This is a genomic window from Paenibacillus sp. OK003 (assembly GCF_900109515.1).
In the GTDB taxonomy this organism is placed as follows: domain Bacteria; phylum Bacillota; class Bacilli; order Paenibacillales; family Paenibacillaceae; genus Paenibacillus; species Paenibacillus marchantiae.
This window is the reverse complement of record NZ_FOBD01000005.1, coordinates 1-17266: the sequence shown is the minus strand read 5'-3', so window position 1 is coordinate 17266 and position 17266 is coordinate 1. Positions and strand designations below refer to the sequence as shown.

The following is a 17266-nucleotide window of genomic DNA, read 5'->3' as shown; positions in this document are numbered from 1 at the left end:
ATTGCTTCTACTGTACAACACATGGGTATTTGTGACAATCCCGATAAGAAAAAATCAGTATAACCTAGAAGAAAGAGTGATTAACTATATGTTTCATTTGTGCGCCATATACCTCTGCTTCAAGAAATAACGACTCTGTAATTCGTTACATCTCAGAACGGTGCAAATGACAGCGAATACCGTGTGCCAGGTTCATTAGATCAAAATAACGCGAACCAGGGATGCCCCCGTCATATTCATGACTCATGGGACATCCCCTTTAATTGTTATGCTTCATATCGTTTAGAGGAAAATTATTGCGAACAGGTATGCTCTGTTTTAATATTGTGTATTCCCGGATTGACTTGTTTTGCCCGATGCAAAGCCTTTAAACAAGGTCGGGACTTTAGAATAACGGGTATTTGTAATTTTCCCTTGTGATGTACTGCTGTCCGTACGCATAATCGAATCCTTGACGTTGGAAATATTTGAGTTGTCCAGCGTCATATTCACCGTGAAGGTGGTTCCACCATTTTGACGCACCAGCTTGCCAATATCGTCTGCACGGAAATTTTTAATGTTAATCGTTCCGGCTGCATTGATTTGAAATACTTTATCATAGGCCTTGTAAGCTGCCCCGCCAGTAATGTTGACCGTTCCCGCTGACTTCAGCGTTAGCGCATCTTCGCCGACATCCTCCCACACCACATTTGAAATTGTGCAGTTACCGTAACAATGAACACCGTCCGCTGCGGGTGAACCGATATTTACATTTTTGAGCGTGGCGCCTGCCTCCAACCGAAACACCGGCTTCTGGTCTTCCGCTTGAGATCCATCTCCCAGTGTGGAAGGGTTGGCTACATACGTTTGGCCTTTGCCGTCAAACGTTTCACCCTTGGGTACAATAATCGTTGAGTTTACAACAGTAGGTGCGGCAAAAGCTGGAATTGCACTGAATAATGAAGCGACCAGACCCGCAGACAGCAATAACGTCAACATTTTTTTCATAACTTAAATCCTCCCTTATTCTGATGAATTGGCGTACAAGCATGAGCTTGTCCTCAAGGAACCGATCTGAGGTGCACCTCTGGTTCGGAACCTACCCTGATCCTACCAAAAAAGGGATGTTACGATAATAATCATTAGCTTAGATATAGAAACGACAGCAGTATGCCTGTGTTCTCGGCATTTTTTGCATCGTACTCCATTGTGTAATATGCCGATCTCAACTTCGGGTATGCTTCTTTTACAACTTGTAATCTATGTTTATATGCTCCTTTATCTTCTAGCAAAAAACGAAAGACCACTTCATCTGTTTCCAGACGACGTGATCTCTATTAATTTGAATCTCATTTTATTTATTAATTTACGCTTCAGGCTCCGAACCGCTGACGATATCCGCACTTCCGACATAATTCCTCCACGGCTTCCCGTTTGGAGAAACCATAGAACAGATTGTTGGCTCGTTCACCATCCACAATCTCAGAGAACGATTTTTCGTGAACGTTGCCCAAGTTTATGACCCCCTCACCATCGAGACAGCATGGAACCACCGTTCCATCGACAAGCACAGCTGCCTGACTACGAAGTGCATGACAGAAGCCTTTACCATCATCCTCGGGTGCATCCAGACTCGGCCACTGGAATTCATGATCCTGATTCAGATACACATTCGGGGCAATTTTGACACCGCTCCCCGGCACCACCTTCTCCTCAATACGGAAATCCAGATTGAACTCCCGTTCAAGAACTTCCAGCGTCTCCCGGTTTCGGTTCATCTGCGCATTCGTGAAGTTATCCTGTGTCAGATTCCAGAGTCGGAATGAAATAATGACATTGTGCTTCACGGCTTCCCGGACAAATGACAACACATTACCCAGATAGCCCTCACGGTCTGTAGAACCTTCATGACCATCAAAGCTGTGCAGGGAGAAGTTCATCTGACGCAGCGCCGGTTTGCCGAGCAGTTTGTGCTGGGTTTTGGGCAGCAGCGTACCGTTGGTCGTAATGTTAACCTTGAATCCCTTTTCATGCGCTGAATCCAGCAGTAGATCAATTTTGGGATGAAGCAACGGCTCACCTTTAACATGTAAATAAATATGTTTGGTATGGGGTTTGATCTGATCCAATATATTGTTGAAGACTTCAGGGTCAATGAAATTTTTGGCACGTTTGGTCTGTGGACAGAAGGTGCATGCCAGATTACATATACTTGTGATCTCAATATATACTTTCTTGAACGTTTTCAACTCGGGGTCCCCATTCTGCTTAGAGGGAGAACAGTCCCACCCTCATTTGTGATCCGGCCCATATGTGCCACTACTATTATATCGGGTTCGGGAGCCTAGGTAAATCGACCAGGATGTTAATTCCCTTTTTCTCATCGAATTCATTAATTAACGTTCACCTATAGATTCTTTCAATCGAAGTATAGGATGTATTGATTGTCCAGGTCATTGTAGTTGCCGAGACGCGATGCTAGAATCTAAACAATTTAAAACCAAGTTAAAACGTAAGAATAATAAGTTATAAGGGGAGTGTATTCATGATTACTGTTAAGGCACCCGCAGTATATGTACACGAGGCTAACATTCTTGAGCAAAGTGGTTCGCGGATTGCACAGCTTGGGCAGCATGTTCTCATCATCGCCGGTGAGTCTGCATTAAAAGCTGTACAGCCTTACCTTCTTCCTTCATTGGAGGAGCATCAGATTAAGTTCCATGTACAGTTGTTCCACGGCGAGGTTACAACAGGCCAGATTGATAATTTCACACAGCAAGCTTTCGATCTGGATGTTGATCTGATTATTGGCGTCGGTGGTGGTAAAGTGCTCGATCTGTCCAAAGCGGTGGCCGAGCAAGCCCAATTGCCCATTGTAACGGTCCCAACAATTGCCGCAACCTGCGCTGCCTGGTCTGCTTTAACTGTGCTCTATGATGAACAGGGCCAATCTGCAGGATATCGTCCCCTGCGTCGTTCGCCTGATCTCGTTCTGGCTGACCCTCATATTCTGGCGAGTGCACCAAGGCGGTATTTGGCCGCTGGGATCGGTGACACGCTCGTAAAATGGCATGAGTTCGCCGTTAATCTAAGTGGCAACGCCACCAGCCTCACTCTCCGAAACAGTGTCAGCACTGCCAAGCTTGCACTCGATATTCTTGAAGCGCACGCCATCGATGTCTATGAATCCAACGATACAACCGGTAGTTCACCTCAATTCCGTGATGTTGCCGATGCCATTATTGTGCTCGCCGGCCTTGTCGGCAGTATTAGCGATGGATCACTTCATGCCGCGATTGCTCATGGGCTACATGATAGCCTCACCAAATTACCCGAAACACACGCTTCACTACACGGAGAAAAGGTAGCCTTTGGACTGTTCGCCCAGTGGATTCTTGAAGGCAAAGCAGGGGATGAGCTTCATGAGCTGATCACTCTGTTACATAAGCTGAATCTGCCTATCACTCTTGCCGAGCTTGGCATACAACAACAGCCTCAGGAAGCTGCTGCACGCATTGCAGCAGGACTACAGCTGCGGGAAGGCAGTGCGGCACACCTCTCCTTCGGAGTTAACACAGCACAGGTAACTGAAGCCATTCTTCAGGCAGACCGTATCGGCCAGGCATTTATTGAATCCAGTCAGCCCAGTGAAAGCAGTACATACACCAAGGAGGTTTCCTCCCTATGATCCGTTCAAACCGCCATTACAAGCTTCCCTTAACTGCCTTTCTGAGCGCTCTTCTGTTGATGCTGATCTCCGGCTGCTCTGCCGGAACTGACAATCAGGCCGCGGGTACAGGTACAACACCGACAGCGGCATCAGCTGCTTCTAATAAAGATGTTACTATTCGTGTTGGTCAGACCGGATGGGGCAATCTTGAATTGGGGCTAAAAGCCGCCGGACTCGATGACACCCCCTATAAAGTCACTTATAACGTATTTCAGGGAGGTAACCTGATCCTTGAAGCGATGGCTGCAAACCAACTGGACTTTGGTGTAACCAGTGAAATTCCGCCCATTTTTGCATCTCAGGCTGCCAATGGTGGAAGCTTCAAAATTATTGCGGTACAACAAGGCAGTACCTTAAACCAAGAGGTCGTTATTCCCAAAGGTTCATCGATCAAATCGGTTGCTGACCTGAAAGGCAAGAAAGTTGCTTTCGTAAAAAATACAACGGCCCACTATTTCCTGCTCAAAATGCTGGAAGAAGCCGGATTAACCTGGGATGACATCAGTCCGGTCGAACTTACAACAGCCGATGGACTCAGCGCCCTGATTAGCGGGAAAGTGGATGCCCTCGCCAGTTACGGTAACGCCATCATCTCCGCACATCAGAATGAAGCAACAACGCTCGCCAGCGCCAAAGATATCCTGTCAGGCAGCTTCCTAGTAGCCGCCTCCGATCAGGCTATTGCCAATGAGGAACAGAAAAAGGCTCTTGCCGATTATCTGGAGCGAATCAACAAATTCAATGACTGGGCTCGTGCCAATAAGGATGCATGGGCTCAAATTACAGCAGACAACACCCACCAGCCGGTGGAACAAGCCCTTAAAACCTACACGGATGGAGAAGCCCAACGGCCATCACGTATTGTTGCCATTTCTGACGAGGCCATCAAGTCCGAACAGGACGTAGCGGATACGTTTCAGCAAGCGGGAATTTTTGACAAGGCAGTCGATGTGAGCACATTCTGGAGTGATGCTCTTCAAGATCAACTTCCAGCTCCAGGTAGCCAATAACGAAGGAAGCAAGGAGGTAGGCATAACGTGCGGTCCAACACCTTTAACCGGGCATGGTTTAACCGATTTATTCCTTTTGTTGTACCACTACTCATTCTGGCTCTGTGGCAATGGCTGACTGCTTACGGAGTTGTTGCAGCCAATATTTTGCCCCGTCCCGCTCAGGTACTGGAGGCCTTCATTCGTCTGCTTCGTAACGGTGAACTACTGAACAATATCAGTATTAGCGCCAAGCGAGCTTTGGGAGGATTCCTCATTGGTGGGGGTCTCGGTTTCCTTCTGGGTGTGCTGAACGGCATCTCCTCCCTTGCGGAAAAGATCGCTGACTCCTCGGTGCAGATGATCCGCAACATTCCGCATCTGTCCTTGATCCCCCTCGTTATTGTGTGGTTCGGGATCGGTGAAGAAGCCAAATTATTTCTCGTTTCCCTGGGTGTATTCTTTCCGGTATATCTGAATACGTTCCACGGCATACGATCGGTTGATCCCGGTCTGATTGAAATGGGCAAAGTATATGGACTCAGCCGTTGGTCCCTTTATAAGGACATTATCCTGCCTGGTGCACTGCCTTCCATTCTGGTGGGCATTCGATATGCACTTGGCATTATGTGGCTGACCCTCATCGTAGCCGAGACGGTTGCGGCGGATGCGGGGATTGGTTACATGGCAATGAACGCGCGGGAATTCATGCAGATGGACGTCATCGTCTTAAGCATTCTGCTATATGCTCTGCTGGGCAAGTTGTCCGATACCATCGCCAAATGGCTGGAACGGCGCTGGCTGCGCTGGAACCCGGCCCTATCCCGCAAGTAAAGCCAAAGGAGCGTGATTCATCTATGAGCACAAGTCAGATCAGTCCTTTTCTTCAAGTAGATGGGGTTCAGAAATCGTATGATCAGCGGACGATTCTGTCCGACATCAACGTCAATGTAAGACAAGGGGAATTTGTAGCCATCGTTGGACGAAGCGGCTGTGGCAAAAGCACGTTGCTGCGTCTGATCGCCGGTCTGGAAGCCCCCTCTTCCGGGAGCGTTATGCTGGGCAACAGAAAGCTTGGCAGTACGGCACCCGAGACACGGTTTCTGTTTCAGGAAGCCCGGCTGCTGCCTTGGAAATCCGTGCTCGACAATGTACGGCTCGGCATCCCCGACAAGAACAAGGAAGATGCACGCCAGTCGCTTCGCAATGTGGGACTCGGAGAGCGTGAAGGTGACTGGCCGGGGGTACTATCTGGCGGACAAAAACAACGTGTCGCCTTGGCACGGGCACTCGCTAGTCATCCGCGCTTACTGCTGTTGGATGAACCGCTGGGTGCATTGGATGCATTAACCCGAATTGAGATGCAGCAATTAATCGAACGCTTGTGGGTAGAAGAAAATCTGACCGTCATTCTGGTCACGCATGATGTCAGTGAGGCGGTTGCGCTGGCAGACAGGGTGCTGTTAATCGAGGATGGTCATATAACGATGGATACCCGAATTACGCTGGAGCGGCCACGTGTTCGGGACAGCGGCTTTGCTCATTTTGAAAACCTGATTCTGAATCGCTTGTTGACTCCTCCACAAGAGACACCACAGCAGATTGCCCAGAAACAGATATCATTCTCGATCTAATTCCACTGGAAAGAAGGCATGATTATGCAATCCCTTTCACCCGTTCCCTCTCCACCTGTCAAAGACCTGTTAACTCAAATTCCGGCTTATACGCCTGCCAAATCCATGGAACAGATCCGGCGGGAGTTGGGACTGGAAAGTGTGGATCGCCTTGCAGCGAACGAGAATCCGTTTGGTTCTTCTCCCCTGGCTGCGGAAGCGGTCAGATCGCTCGGCTCCGATCTTCTGGCTCAATACCCCGACGGTTCCAGCCAACTATTGCGTGACAAACTTGCGGAGCGACTGAGTGTGCGTACCTCCCAACTGGTATTTGGCAGTGGTTCATTCGAGCTCCTTACCCTTACCGCCCAAGCCTACCTTAATCCCGGCGAGGAATCACTCATTCCGGTGCCCTCCTTTAACTGGTATAAAGGCGCTACGCTGCTGGCAGGCGGGGTCATCCATGAAGTTCCTTTGGTCAACCATTCACTGGACCTGGAGCAATTCCGGCAACGGATCAATGCTTCTACCCGAATCATCTGGCTGTGCAATCCGAATAATCCAACCGGAACCATTTTCACGGCAGATGCCTTACTTGGTTTACTCAAACATGTTCCCTCCCATGTCGTGGTTGTCCTGGACGAAGCGTATTATGAATTCGTGGAAAGTGAAGATTATCCTGATACGGTTAAGCTGCTGGAGCAGTATAATAATCTGATTATTTTGCGGACCTTCTCCAAAATATATGGACTTGCCGGCCTGCGAATTGGATATGGCATCGGGAATGAAAGTATCATTGAAGGCATTAACCGGGTCAAGCTGCCCATCAGTCTGACCGCCACATCCCAAGCCGCTGCTTTGGCCAGCCTGGATGATCATGAATTTGTTTCTCACTGCCTGCACTACAATCGTCAAGGAAGGGAAACGTTAATGCAGTCCTTTGATCAGTGGAACTTACCCTACATCCCTTCCGAAACCAATTTCATCATGGTTGATCTGTTGCAGGATAGTGGCCCGATTACCAAAGAATTGTTGAACAGAGGCATCTCTGTCCGCGGCGGTGCCGAATTCGGTATGCCTACCTGGCTTCGGATTACGATTGGAACACCTGAGCAGATTGCCCGTCTGATCGTTGAGCTTGATTCACTGTTACATTCAAACGATTAGAATAGGTTACTTTCCTAACTCACATTACGCACACTTCTTTTAAGCCGCCCTCTTTACATTCCACTTGCATGTGATATATGCTGAACACACAACTGCATATCTTAATCATTACACTAGGGGAGCCTTGCGGCTGAGACGAATCGAACGATTCGGACCCTTTGAACCTGATCTGGATCATACCAGCGGAGGGAAGTGGAGCGGCCTCTCAGTAAGCGGATTTTTTCATGTTGATGATGAAATTTAATGAATTGAACTTACAGACCCACTCATTTCTCCGGAAATGGGTGGGTCTTTTTCGCGTTCTGCGAGCAGATCAGAAGGTGTAATTAAAGATCCCGCGGTTTGAAGTTGAATAATAAAGGGGAACGGATCGAGATGGATAACGACATAACCATTCATAACATGAGCTTCGCCTTCCCGGGAAAAAGGGATTCCCCCGTGCTCTCCAATGTGTCGATGCGTGTAGCCAAAGGCGAATTCGTCTCGCTCATGGGTTCCAGCGGCTCCGGTAAAAGCACCCTCTTCAAGCTGCTGGCAGGCCTGCTTGAGCCAACCCACGGAACCATTAAAATCCCTTGGGTTCAAGAAGGAAAGCGACTGGGACAGGTGGCCTACATGCCGCAAAAGGACCTCCTGTTACCCTGGCGAACCGTCATGGAGAATTGCATGCTCCCCGCTGAACTTGCTCCAGGTCGGCAGGATAAGGTACGAATTCGAGCGGACATTCTGGCTGGTCTCGACAGATTTGGCTTATCCGGCCACGCGCATGCTTACCCGGACGAGCTGTCAGGTGGCATGCGCCAGCGTGTCGCGCTGCTTCGTACTTTGCTGACAGGTGGCCAACTGATGCTGCTAGATGAACCATTCGGCGCACTCGATGCCCTGACCAAACGGGATATGCATCGCTGGCTGCTGGAGCTATGGGAAGGCCTGGGCAAAACCGTGTTGTTCATCACGCATGACATTGAAGAAGCCCTGCTGCTCAGTGATCGGATTATCCTGTTAACTCCGGTGGGCCAAGGTCAACAGCTGCAGGATCTGTCGGTACCTTTGCCACGTCCAAGACATTCGGACATGATCTACGAACCGGCTCTCGTTCAGATGAGACGACAACTGGAGGAACAATTGCATGCAAGACGGTAACTTGAGAGATAGCACGAAGTATAGCGTAAGAGGTTGGCTTGCCCGTTATGGTCTGTTTCTTTTGCTCATGATCTTGCTGCTTGCTCTCTGGGAGTGGATTGTACGTATGGGATGGGTGCCTTCCTTCATCATTCCAGCCCCGACGGCGATTGTCCGTTCCCTGTATGAGCATCGCCACCTTCTGCTGGGTACACATCTGCCCGCTACCTTGATGGAGGTTGTCGTTGGTTTTGGCTTATCCATTGGTGCCGGAATTGCACTTGCAACGGGTATGTATATGAATCGGTCGATTGAAAAAGCGTTATATCCCTTCATCGTGCTCAGTCAGACGATCCCGCTGATTGCCCTCTCCCCCGTCTTCATCCTGTGGTTTGGCTACACCTTGTGGAGTAAAGTTGCGGTGGTGTTCCTGATCGCATTTTTCCCGATTGTGGTGAGCACCTACGATGGCCTGCGCCAGGGTGATCCGGAGCAGCGTGAACTGCTGCTGACGATGGGGGCCAGCAAGTGGGATATTTTTCGCAAACTCCAGATTCCACTTGCCCTTCCCTCCTTCTTTTCGGGACTGAAAATGTCTGTGGTGTATTGTGTGGTCGGTGCAACGATCGGGGAATGGCTCGGTGGAAGCAAGGGTCTCGGTTACTTCAGCCGCAGAATGTCGAGCAATATGAACACGGATGCCATGTTCGCCGCCATTGTGCTGTTATCCCTTCTCGGTATCGCCCTGTTTGTACTCATTGCATGGATGGAGAGAAGATTCAGTACACCACGTCATGCAGGTAAAAGAAAAGCTGGATCAGTTCCGGAGGCAGACCTACCAAAACAGACTTAAAATTTATGATTGATTAAACTGATAAAAGGAAATGAGGAATTTGAAGCTATGAAGAAAAAACATATCTACTCCCTGCTCCCCATTCTGCTCATGTTTCTGTTGCTGATCGTCAGCGGATGCGGAAATACGGGTACCAACACACCTGCTACAGATTCAGCTTCCAATGCAAAAGATACAGAATCATCTGCGGCCGAGAGGTCATCGGCATCCAAAGACAAGCTGTCCATCATGCTCGATTGGTATCCGAATGCAGTGCATTCCTTCATCTATGCTGCACAGGAAAAAGGTTACTTCGCGGATCAAGGTCTGGATGTTGATATTCAGATGCCTGCCGATACCAATGACTCACTCAAGCTTGTTGCTGCCGGGAAAATCGATCTGGCGCTGAGCTATCAGCCGCAAATCTTGCTCGCGCGTGGGGAAAACATTCCTGTACGTTCGATTGCAGCCGTCGTTCGGCATCCGCTTGTGCATCTGTTAACCGAACTCAACGGTAAAGTGAAATTGCCAAAAGATCTTGAAACGCTGACGGTCGGCTATTCCTCAATCCCTCTGTATGAAGCGATGGTGCGTACCATGATCAGCCAAGATGGCGGTAATGCCGACAAGATGAATCTGGTCGATGTAGGATTTGACCTAATCCCTTCCCTGGCTTCCGGGCAGGCAGATGCCATTATGGGTGGTTTTATTAACCATGAACAATTGATTCTGGAAAAGGAAGGCCATGCCATGAAAGCGATCAATCCCGTCGATTACGGCGTACCTGATTATTATGAACTGGTCCTCACTGCAAGTGATGCGGGCATTGAAGCGAAGAAAGATCAGCTTACCCGCTTCATCAAAGCGATGCAGGAAGGACAGAAATATGTAACAGAGCATCCCGAGGACGCGCTGAACATTCTCCTCGCACATGAGAACGAAACGTCTCCACTTGATCCGGAGATCGAAACCAAAAGTCTGAATATTTTACTGCCACTGATGAATGAAGAAGATAAGCCGTTTGGCAGGCAGGACGCCTCTTCTTGGGAAAACGTACGGGCATGGTTGGTTCAAAGTGAACTGATTCCGGATTCCGTAAAGGCTGAGGATGCTTTTATCAATTTGCAGGGTGAGTAGGAAACTCGACTGCCGGGTGAGATCAAGAGATTTTGAAAGTTGTACATTCATTATCGGATGACGCCCACATGAGTAGCTGCAGAATTCAATCACTGTACGAATGGAATCTTTATCGAGGATAGGAATTTTAATTAAGCTTTCTATATGCACTTTGTAGCTATCCGAGAATAGCTTTTAGTTCCCATGATTTAATGGCCCCCCTATTCAAGAACGTTGCAGAATAACAACATAAATAAGGCCCACCCTGCCCTGACACTTTTATTGATTAATTTGCTTATTTATAAGGAGGAACTCATATGTCTTATCTGGAACGTGTTCGTACGCAAAATCCGCTAGTTCATAACATTACAAATATTGTCGTTGCTCCGTTTACGGCAAACGGTTTGCTCGCACTAGGTGCATCTCCCTTTATGGCCTATGCGCATGAAGAAGTCGCAGATGTTGCCAAGATGTCGGGAGCGGTTGTACTGAACATTGGTACTCTGGACGAAAAGGTAGTTGAGGCAGTCCGCCTGGCTGGGCAATCGGCTAATTCAAATAATGTGCCTGTTGTGCTCGATCCGGTTGGAGCTGGCGCGACCGCCTATCGTACGGAAACCGTTCAGATGCTCGTTCGTGAGCTTCATCTCACGGTGTTGCGGGGCAATGTGGCGGAAGTCGCCAATGTCATCGATGAGCATTGGAGCATCAAAGGTGTGGATGCAGGTCAAGGCGATGGAGATCGAATCGGAATAGCGGAACGGGCAGCACAAAAACTCGGCTGTGTGGTCGTCATTACCGGACGCGAGGATGTCATTACGGATGGACAAACGACGTTCCTGACGAGTAATGGACATGCCTTGCTTACCCAAGTAACTGGTGCAGGCTGCTTACTCAGCTCGGTAATTGGTGCTTTTGCAGCCATTGCGAAACCGGGAGACGACTTGCTGGGCAGTGTTGTGGAGGCACTCGCTTTCTATGGCGTTGCAGCAGAGATTGCGGCGGAACGTACCGCTGACCTGGGACCGGGCAGCTTCCAGATCGAATTGCTGAATCAACTGGCCCAAGTTACACCTGACGTTCTTGCACAGCGTGCACAGGTTCGCCAGTTTGATGGAGGTGCGTAATGAGTATTGCGCAGGCTTTGACGATTGCTGGTTCCGATAATGGTGGCGGCGCCGGAATTCAAGCTGATCTGAAGGCCTTTCAGGAGCTCGGTGTATACGGCATGACTGTGATTACAGCTATTGCTGCCCAAAATACAACAGGTGTGCAGGGCGTCTTCCCTATTTCATATGAAGGTATCGCTCAACAATTGGATTCGACCGGGGAGGATTTTCAACCTTCAGCCGTGAAGACGGGCATGCTCTACAGTGCCGAAATTATTCGACTGGTCGCCGAGAAAAGGCAGCAATACGGCTGGTCCAATCTGGTCATCGATCCGGTTATGGTTGCCAAAGGCGGCGCCCCTCTGCTGCAGCAGGAGGCCATTCAGGCGTTAATTACAGAGCTGCTGCCTCATGCACTGATCACGACACCGAACATTCCGGAAGCCGAGCTTCTTACTGGAATGTCTATTATGAATTTGAGTCAGCGTGAAGAAGCCGCAAGGCGGCTCGTACAGATGGGCTCCACGTATGCATTGGTGAAAGGTGGTCATGATGAGGGAAGTGGCATGATTGTCGATGTGCTTTATGATGGGCAGTCTTTTCACTATCTGGAGAACGTTCGGGTGGTGACAAGACATACCCATGGAACGGGATGTACGTATTCTGCGGCCATTACTGCCGAATTGGCGAAGGGCTCTACTGTGCTGGCTGCCGTCACCACCGCGCGAGCATTCATTCAGGCAGCCATTGAAGATGAGCTGGGGATTGGGGCCGGACATGGGCCGACGAATCATTTTGCGTATCAGCGCAGACTGCGGGGTGAACAATAATGCGCCCTCTGGATGCAGAAGCGGTACGACGTGCGATGCAGGTGTATTTGGTCATGGGCAGCGTGAATACGACGCGTGACCCGGTGGAAGTGCTGCGCCAAGCCATCGCTGGCGGCATTACGCTGTTCCAGTTCCGGGAAAAAGGAACTGGCGCTCTGGTTGGCGAAGCACGCATCACGCTTGCGATGCGGCTTCGCGAGGTGTGCAGCCAGCACGAGATACCGTTCATCGTGAACGATGATGTGGAGCTGGCTGTGGCGGTGCAGGCCGACGGCATGCATGTCGGCCAGGACGATGCGGACGCGGCGCTGGTACGCGCCCGCATTGGAGTTGGGCGGATGCTTGGCGTATCCGCCCACTCCGCGCTGGAAGCCCGCCGTGCGGTGCAGGCGGGCGCCGACTATCTTGGCGTCGGGCCCATGTACCCGACGCAGTCCAAAGCGGATGCCCACGCTGTGCTGGGCCCCGCAGGGGTTGCAGAACTGCGCGCCGCAGGCATCGCAGTTCCGGTGGTGGGTATCGGCGGCATTACGCCCGATACCACGGCCGCCGTGATGGCGGCAGGAGCCGACGGCGTAGCCGTCATCTCCGCCATCGCGGGCGCGGCCGAGGTGCGCGCAGCGGCTGCGCAGTTCGCTGCGGCGGTGCGCGGGATGCAGGCGTAGCCATGCGCTCCCTGCACCGCCAGCCCGTGTGCTGCACCAAATAGTTCGTGCAGCACACTCAGTCATTCTCAAGATGCAGTTTCCGTGCCTGCATCTTATTTTTACTTGTTGACTCTCACGTAACGTGACGCTGTACAATCGGTGGTGTAAGGAGGTTTCCATCATGGCCATGAAAGTAAAAGAAGTGGCCGAACTTGTCGGGATCAGTGTGCGCACACTGCATCATTATGATGAGATCGGACTGTTAACACCGGACGAAGTGACTTCTGCCGGATATCGACTGTATTCAGATGCCAATCTGGAAATGCTGCAGCAGATTTTATTTTTTAAAGAACTCGATTTCTCTCTGAAAGATATCAAGGAGATCATAAACAATCCATCGTTCGATCGAGAAGAAGCCCTGAATATGCATCGCCGTATTTTGCTGGAGAAACGCCAGCGGTTGGACCAAATGATCGCCACCATTGATAAATCGGTTCAACATGTGAGAGGAGAAATTAAGATGACAGCCAAAGAACAATTTGAAGGGTTTAATTTCAGTCAACATCCGTATGAACAGGAAGCGAGGGAACGTTGGGGAGACCAAGCGGTGGATCAGGCTAATCAAAAGTTACACAAACAGTCTCCTGAGGAGCAAAAAGCTATATCCGATCAAATGAATTCAATCTACACCCGTCTTGCAGCAATCCGTCACACGGATCCAACCTCTGCCGAAGCTCAAGCCGGAATCTTGGAATGGTACCGCTGTCTGAACAACGTGGGCAATTATTCTCCTGAAGTCTTCAGAGGGCTGGGCCAAATGTACGTAGACGACGAACGGTTCACACGTAATATTGATCAATTCGGGGAAGGCTTGGCTGTATTTATGAGGGATGCCATGGCAGTGTTTGCTGATCGAAACAGCTAATCTAGGCCTACATTGATTCCACCTATAGCATTATCCGTATTATCCGATGCCCCTCGCAATCAGGTATAAGTTGTAGACAAGTAGTTCCATTTCGAACTTTCTATTGCTAATGAAAACTTGCTCTCTCGATATAGGCAATATGCTCGTGTTAAATAGAATTCCGTTCTGCCACATCTTTTCCGTGTTCATGCAATGTGCTGGACAGCCGAGGGATTCACCATGACTCAGTTTACACAAAAAAGGGACGTACGCACTAAGGCGTCACGTCCCTCTTGTAGTATCTCAGCCGCAATGTGAATAAACCATTACAGTCATTCACTCTGAGTACTTTTTTTAATCGATGTAGTCCCTGTATTACACAGGTCTTGCTTCCTGATATCCATCCGTTAAGCTCTGGGAGCGTGATCAGACGAAGAAGCATCCGATGCCAGACTGGTCTTCGCCATCCGTCCTGGAATCTGCCATGCCGATACAATCGCCAGCACGATGAATAACAGGTCAACCGGCTCGCTGAAATAATCCATAAAAGTATCCACAAATGCACTTACCATCTCACCATCGAACACCAGATCCATCATGCCCGCATCGCTGAACAACTCGGAAGTAAAATACACCACCGTCAAATACTTCCCAAGCAAAATACCGATAAGTGCAAAGATGACTGCAATGGCTTTATGTACCGTCGCGATCCTTTTGTTCGAGAACAATACAACCGCGTAGCCTGTGAGTGCCCCAATGACGATAGCAATGAGCCCAAGCTCCCTTTCCGTCATGGCAGCGATCACTGCCCACACAATGCCTCCTACAATTGCTGCCAATAATCCACCAACGATTGGCATGCCGATCTTGATCCCTTGTTTCTCTCCCACGTTGACTTTCCCTCCTGAGTCATGCTTATGCTTCTTTTCCAGAAATCACCTTTCCTATGAAACCACAAATTCCCCATTTATTCAACAAATTTCTCCCTGCTTTTGTGACGTTCCCTCACTCTTTAAGAAATAGGAACATCCGCCCAATAACCGCATATTCTGGTTAAAACGTGTTTGGAAGGAGTACTCCCCATGTACTATGTTCCCTATTTCCGGAATGACAACATGCTGTTAGCGCAAATTTCCAAAGCTATTAATGGAGAATCCTCAGCAATTGCCTGTTACGCAAAACTGGCAGAATTGGCACCCTCAGAAGTGGAAAAAGCCCGTATTCTGGAGATACGTCTTGATGAACTAGAGCATCTTCAAAAATTCACCGCTATTTATGTTTCGTTAACAGGTACGCAACCTACGGTCCAAATCTCTCCGGATTGTCCATCAGAGTATTTTGCGGGAATAGATTATGCTTTTAATGATGAGCAAAATACGGTTGAGTTTTACTCACAAGTCGCAGATCAAGCAAATGACCCTTACATTAAGGAAACGTTTCGCCGTGCAGCAACGGATGAACAGAGACATGCCGTCTGGTTCCTGTATTACTTAACAGAGCATAAGTCAAAAACATCTTTTGAGAATTCTCCTATTACCAAATAACGAAAAAAATCCCCTCTAGAAGCTTTCGCTGGCATAGAGGGGAAAACGATATAACTCTCATCATCTCTTGTCAAAAGGCAGTTTATATATACACTTAAGCTCTCTTGGAAGGATTAATGACAGCAGCAATCTGCGCCAAAATGGCATCCACCGATGCTGGGTCATTCACATCATACTCATCAATGTTCAACCGCAGTACCGGACAGGCCGTAAACTGATTAATCCATACCGAATAGCGCTCATGCATATGCTCCCAGTAAGAACGGTCCGTCTGAATCTCCATCTCCCGTCCGCGTTCCGTAATCCGATTCAGAATGGATGGCAGGCTGCCTTCCAGGTAAATCAGTACGTCCGGATGAGGGAAATACGGTGTCATCACCATTGCTTCAAACAAACTGCTGTACGTCTCAAAATCCGTAGCCGACATTGTGCCCTGATCCGCATGCATTTGCGCAAAGATACCTGTATCCTCATAGATAGAACGATCCTGTACAAATCCACCGCCCAGTTCAAAGATTTTCTTCTGTTCCTTGAAACGTTCTGCGAGGAAATAAATCTGCAAATGGAAGCTCCAACGTTCGAAGTCATGATAGAACTTTTCCAGATAGGGATTGTGGTCGACCTGCTCAAGCGAAGTCTTGAAGCTCAAACGCTCTGCCAGTGCTGCTGTTAGCGTAGATTTGCCCACCCCAACGGTACCTGCTACCGTAATTAACGCATTGGCCGGAATGCCATAGTTGTTCATGTGATATACTCCTTTACCTGATTAACAATCTGTTTGAAATGTTCGGGATGTTCTACAAAATCGAGCTGCTCCGCATTCACCTTAATGATAATTGGCGGATTCGGTCTGCTAGCCAGGTACGCCATACCTGTTTTATAATCTGCAATTAACTGCTCCATATAAGCGGGGTCCATATCCTGCTCAAAAGACCGTCCGCGTTTATTGATACGTTTCATCAATGTATCGAGTTCAGCCTCAATATAGAGCACCAGATTAGGTTTCGGCAAATCATCCGTTAAGAGATGATAGATTTGACGGTATTTGTCCCGTTTCGTTCCCTTTAAGGTACGTTCGGCAAAAATCATATTTTTATAGATATGATAGTCCGAAATGACGGGGGTATTCTTCTTAATATAGTGCACGCCTGTGTCTTCCAGTTGCTTAAACCGGTTACACAGAAAAAACATTTCAAGCTGGAAGCTCCACTCATCTATATCCTGATAGAAGGAAGCCAAAAAGGGATTCTCTTCTACAATTTCCTTGACCAGCGGAAGGTTCAATTCCTGAGAAAGCATCGTTGCCAACGTTGTTTTCCCCGCACCAATCGGACCCTCCACGGCAATAAACGGGGCTGATTTCATCTTGATTCAGTTCCTCCTCGTACTCATGCGTGTTTCCGTTTCTATATAGACCCCACCTATTGTATCACAGCTTGGATGATGGGAAGGCCAGTATTTTATGTATAAAATGAGTTTTATCTCTAAGACGAAGATATATAAAACAGTCTACAGTAATTATAATCATTCCCAAAATCATAATAACAGAAAAAGACACGATCGCTTATATACGATCGTGTCTTTTGATTGCTTGGCGGCGTCCTACTCTCCCAGGACCCTGCGGTCCAAGTACCATCGGCGCTAGAGGGCTTAACGGTCGTGTTCGGGATGGGTACGTGTGGAA

18 protein-coding genes, 1 rRNA gene and 1 riboswitch are annotated in these 17266 nt (G+C 48.8%); of the genes, 13 read left to right on the top strand and 6 right to left on the bottom strand.

What is annotated here, in order from left to right; all coding sequences use genetic code 11:
* Positions 1-318: 318 nt before the first annotated feature.
* On the bottom strand, positions 319-987 hold the full coding sequence (locus tag BMW94_RS08775) for a pectate lyase (protein WP_090997168.1): 669 nt from the start codon (positions 985-987) through the stop codon (positions 319-321).
* Between the two features lie 365 nt (positions 988-1352).
* The gene (locus BMW94_RS08770; protein WP_090997165.1) at positions 1353-2228 is read right to left on the bottom strand and encodes a radical SAM/SPASM domain-containing protein; all 876 of its coding nucleotides are present in this window, start codon (positions 2226-2228) and stop codon (positions 1353-1355) included.
* 296 nt (positions 2229-2524) lie between these two features.
* Here BMW94_RS08770 and BMW94_RS08765 point away from each other — a divergent pair, with 296 nt between their 5' ends.
* The 12 genes from BMW94_RS08765 to BMW94_RS08710 all read left to right on the top strand — a co-directional run bounded on the left by BMW94_RS08765 (position 2525) and on the right by BMW94_RS08710 (position 14059).
* A complete protein-coding gene (locus BMW94_RS08765) occupies positions 2525-3667 on the top strand; it encodes an iron-containing alcohol dehydrogenase family protein (protein ID WP_090997162.1) in 1143 nt (380 codons plus the stop codon).
* Complete coding sequence (locus BMW94_RS08760; RefSeq protein WP_254790189.1) at positions 3664-4719, top strand: ABC transporter substrate-binding protein; 1056 nt, start codon at positions 3664-3666, stop codon at positions 4717-4719. The genes BMW94_RS08765 and BMW94_RS08760 overlap by 4 nt, the downstream gene beginning before the upstream one ends.
* A gap of 27 nt (positions 4720-4746) precedes the next feature.
* Entirely contained in the window at positions 4747-5532 is a 786-nt protein-coding gene (locus BMW94_RS08755; RefSeq protein ID WP_090997160.1) for an ABC transporter permease subunit, read from the top strand.
* Positions 5533-5555: 23 nt separating this feature from the next.
* On the top strand, positions 5556-6332 hold the full coding sequence (locus BMW94_RS08750; protein ID WP_090997157.1) for an ATP-binding cassette domain-containing protein: 777 nt from the start codon (positions 5556-5558) through the stop codon (positions 6330-6332).
* A gap of 24 nt (positions 6333-6356) precedes the next feature.
* The gene (gene hisC / locus BMW94_RS08745; RefSeq protein WP_090997154.1) at positions 6357-7478 is read left to right on the top strand and encodes a histidinol-phosphate transaminase; all 1122 of its coding nucleotides are present in this window, start codon (positions 6357-6359) and stop codon (positions 7476-7478) included.
* Positions 7479-7583: 105 nt separating this feature from the next.
* A riboswitch (TPP riboswitch) is annotated at positions 7584-7686 on the top strand.
* A gap of 167 nt (positions 7687-7853) precedes the next feature.
* Positions 7854-8621: an ABC transporter ATP-binding protein gene (locus tag BMW94_RS08740; RefSeq protein WP_090997151.1), complete on the top strand. Its 768-nt coding sequence runs from the start codon at positions 7854-7856 to the stop codon at positions 8619-8621.
* Positions 8608-9453, top strand: coding sequence for an ABC transporter permease (locus BMW94_RS08735; RefSeq protein WP_090997148.1), 846 nt, complete (start codon positions 8608-8610; stop codon positions 9451-9453). The genes BMW94_RS08740 and BMW94_RS08735 overlap by 14 nt, the downstream gene beginning before the upstream one ends.
* Positions 9454-9501: 48 nt before the next feature.
* The gene (locus tag BMW94_RS08730; RefSeq protein ID WP_090997896.1) at positions 9502-10569 is read left to right on the top strand and encodes an ABC transporter substrate-binding protein; all 1068 of its coding nucleotides are present in this window, start codon (positions 9502-9504) and stop codon (positions 10567-10569) included.
* A gap of 296 nt (positions 10570-10865) precedes the next feature.
* Complete coding sequence (thiM, locus tag BMW94_RS08725; RefSeq protein WP_090997147.1) at positions 10866-11675, top strand: hydroxyethylthiazole kinase; 810 nt, start codon at positions 10866-10868, stop codon at positions 11673-11675.
* A complete protein-coding gene (gene thiD, locus BMW94_RS08720) occupies positions 11675-12487 on the top strand; it encodes a bifunctional hydroxymethylpyrimidine kinase/phosphomethylpyrimidine kinase (protein ID WP_090997145.1) in 813 nt (270 codons plus the stop codon). Before thiM ends, thiD begins: the two co-directional genes overlap by 1 nt.
* Entirely contained in the window at positions 12487-13152 is a 666-nt protein-coding gene (gene thiE / locus BMW94_RS08715) for a thiamine phosphate synthase (protein WP_090997142.1), read from the top strand. The genes thiD and thiE overlap by 1 nt, the downstream gene beginning before the upstream one ends.
* A gap of 163 nt (positions 13153-13315) precedes the next feature.
* Positions 13316-14059 carry a MerR family transcriptional regulator gene (locus BMW94_RS08710; RefSeq protein ID WP_090997140.1) on the top strand — a complete coding sequence of 248 codons (744 nt, stop codon included), beginning with the start codon at positions 13316-13318 and terminating at the stop codon, positions 14057-14059.
* Between the two features lie 386 nt (positions 14060-14445).
* Here the strand turns inward: BMW94_RS08710 and BMW94_RS08705 are convergent, their stop codons facing one another.
* Positions 14446-14928, bottom strand: a complete 483-nt coding sequence (locus BMW94_RS08705; protein WP_090997137.1) for a hypothetical protein — start codon at positions 14926-14928, stop codon at positions 14446-14448.
* Between the two features lie 192 nt (positions 14929-15120).
* Here BMW94_RS08705 and BMW94_RS08700 point away from each other — a divergent pair, with 192 nt between their 5' ends.
* Entirely contained in the window at positions 15121-15582 is a 462-nt protein-coding gene (locus BMW94_RS08700; protein ID WP_090997133.1) for a ferritin-like domain-containing protein, read from the top strand.
* 94 nt (positions 15583-15676) lie between these two features.
* Here the strand turns inward: BMW94_RS08700 and BMW94_RS08695 are convergent, their stop codons facing one another.
* The 3 genes from BMW94_RS08695 to rrf form a co-directional block, all read right to left on the bottom strand.
* Positions 15677-16327, bottom strand: a complete 651-nt coding sequence (locus tag BMW94_RS08695) for a deoxynucleoside kinase (RefSeq protein WP_090893473.1) — start codon at positions 16325-16327, stop codon at positions 15677-15679.
* Positions 16324-16947, bottom strand: a complete 624-nt coding sequence (locus BMW94_RS08690) for a deoxynucleoside kinase (protein WP_090997130.1) — start codon at positions 16945-16947, stop codon at positions 16324-16326. The genes BMW94_RS08695 and BMW94_RS08690 overlap by 4 nt, the downstream gene beginning before the upstream one ends.
* 224 nt (positions 16948-17171) lie before the next feature.
* Positions 17172-17266, bottom strand: a 5S ribosomal RNA gene (rrf, locus tag BMW94_RS08685); the annotation flags it as partial.

Bases quoted from the DNA above. Each gene is read 5' to 3' on its own strand.
- BMW94_RS08775 (WP_090997168.1), bottom strand. From the start codon at position 987: ATGAAAAAAATGTTGACGTTATTGCTGTCTGCGGGTCTGGTCGCTTCA.
- hisC (WP_090997154.1), top strand. From the start codon at position 6,357: ATGCAATCCCTTTCACCCGTTCCCTCTCCACCTGTCAAAGACCTGTTA.
- BMW94_RS08695 (WP_090893473.1), bottom strand. From the start codon at position 16,327: ATGAACAACTATGGCATTCCGGCCAATGCGTTAATTACGGTAGCAGGT.
- BMW94_RS08735 (WP_090997148.1), top strand. From the start codon at position 8,608: ATGCAAGACGGTAACTTGAGAGATAGCACGAAGTATAGCGTAAGAGGT.
- thiD (WP_090997145.1), top strand. From the start codon at position 11,675: ATGAGTATTGCGCAGGCTTTGACGATTGCTGGTTCCGATAATGGTGGC.
- BMW94_RS08765 (WP_090997162.1), top strand. From the start codon at position 2,525: ATGATTACTGTTAAGGCACCCGCAGTATATGTACACGAGGCTAACATT.
- BMW94_RS08730 (WP_090997896.1), top strand. From the start codon at position 9,502: ATGAAGAAAAAACATATCTACTCCCTGCTCCCCATTCTGCTCATGTTT.
- BMW94_RS08690 (WP_090997130.1), bottom strand. From the start codon at position 16,947: ATGAAATCAGCCCCGTTTATTGCCGTGGAGGGTCCGATTGGTGCGGGG.
- thiE (WP_090997142.1), top strand. From the start codon at position 12,487: ATGCGCCCTCTGGATGCAGAAGCGGTACGACGTGCGATGCAGGTGTAT.
- BMW94_RS08750 (WP_090997157.1), top strand. From the start codon at position 5,556: ATGAGCACAAGTCAGATCAGTCCTTTTCTTCAAGTAGATGGGGTTCAG.
- thiM (WP_090997147.1), top strand. From the start codon at position 10,866: ATGTCTTATCTGGAACGTGTTCGTACGCAAAATCCGCTAGTTCATAAC.
- BMW94_RS08700 (WP_090997133.1), top strand. From the start codon at position 15,121: ATGTACTATGTTCCCTATTTCCGGAATGACAACATGCTGTTAGCGCAA.
- BMW94_RS08760 (WP_254790189.1), top strand. From the start codon at position 3,664: ATGATCCGTTCAAACCGCCATTACAAGCTTCCCTTAACTGCCTTTCTG.
- BMW94_RS08710 (WP_090997140.1), top strand. From the start codon at position 13,316: ATGGCCATGAAAGTAAAAGAAGTGGCCGAACTTGTCGGGATCAGTGTG.
- BMW94_RS08740 (WP_090997151.1), top strand. From the start codon at position 7,854: ATGGATAACGACATAACCATTCATAACATGAGCTTCGCCTTCCCGGGA.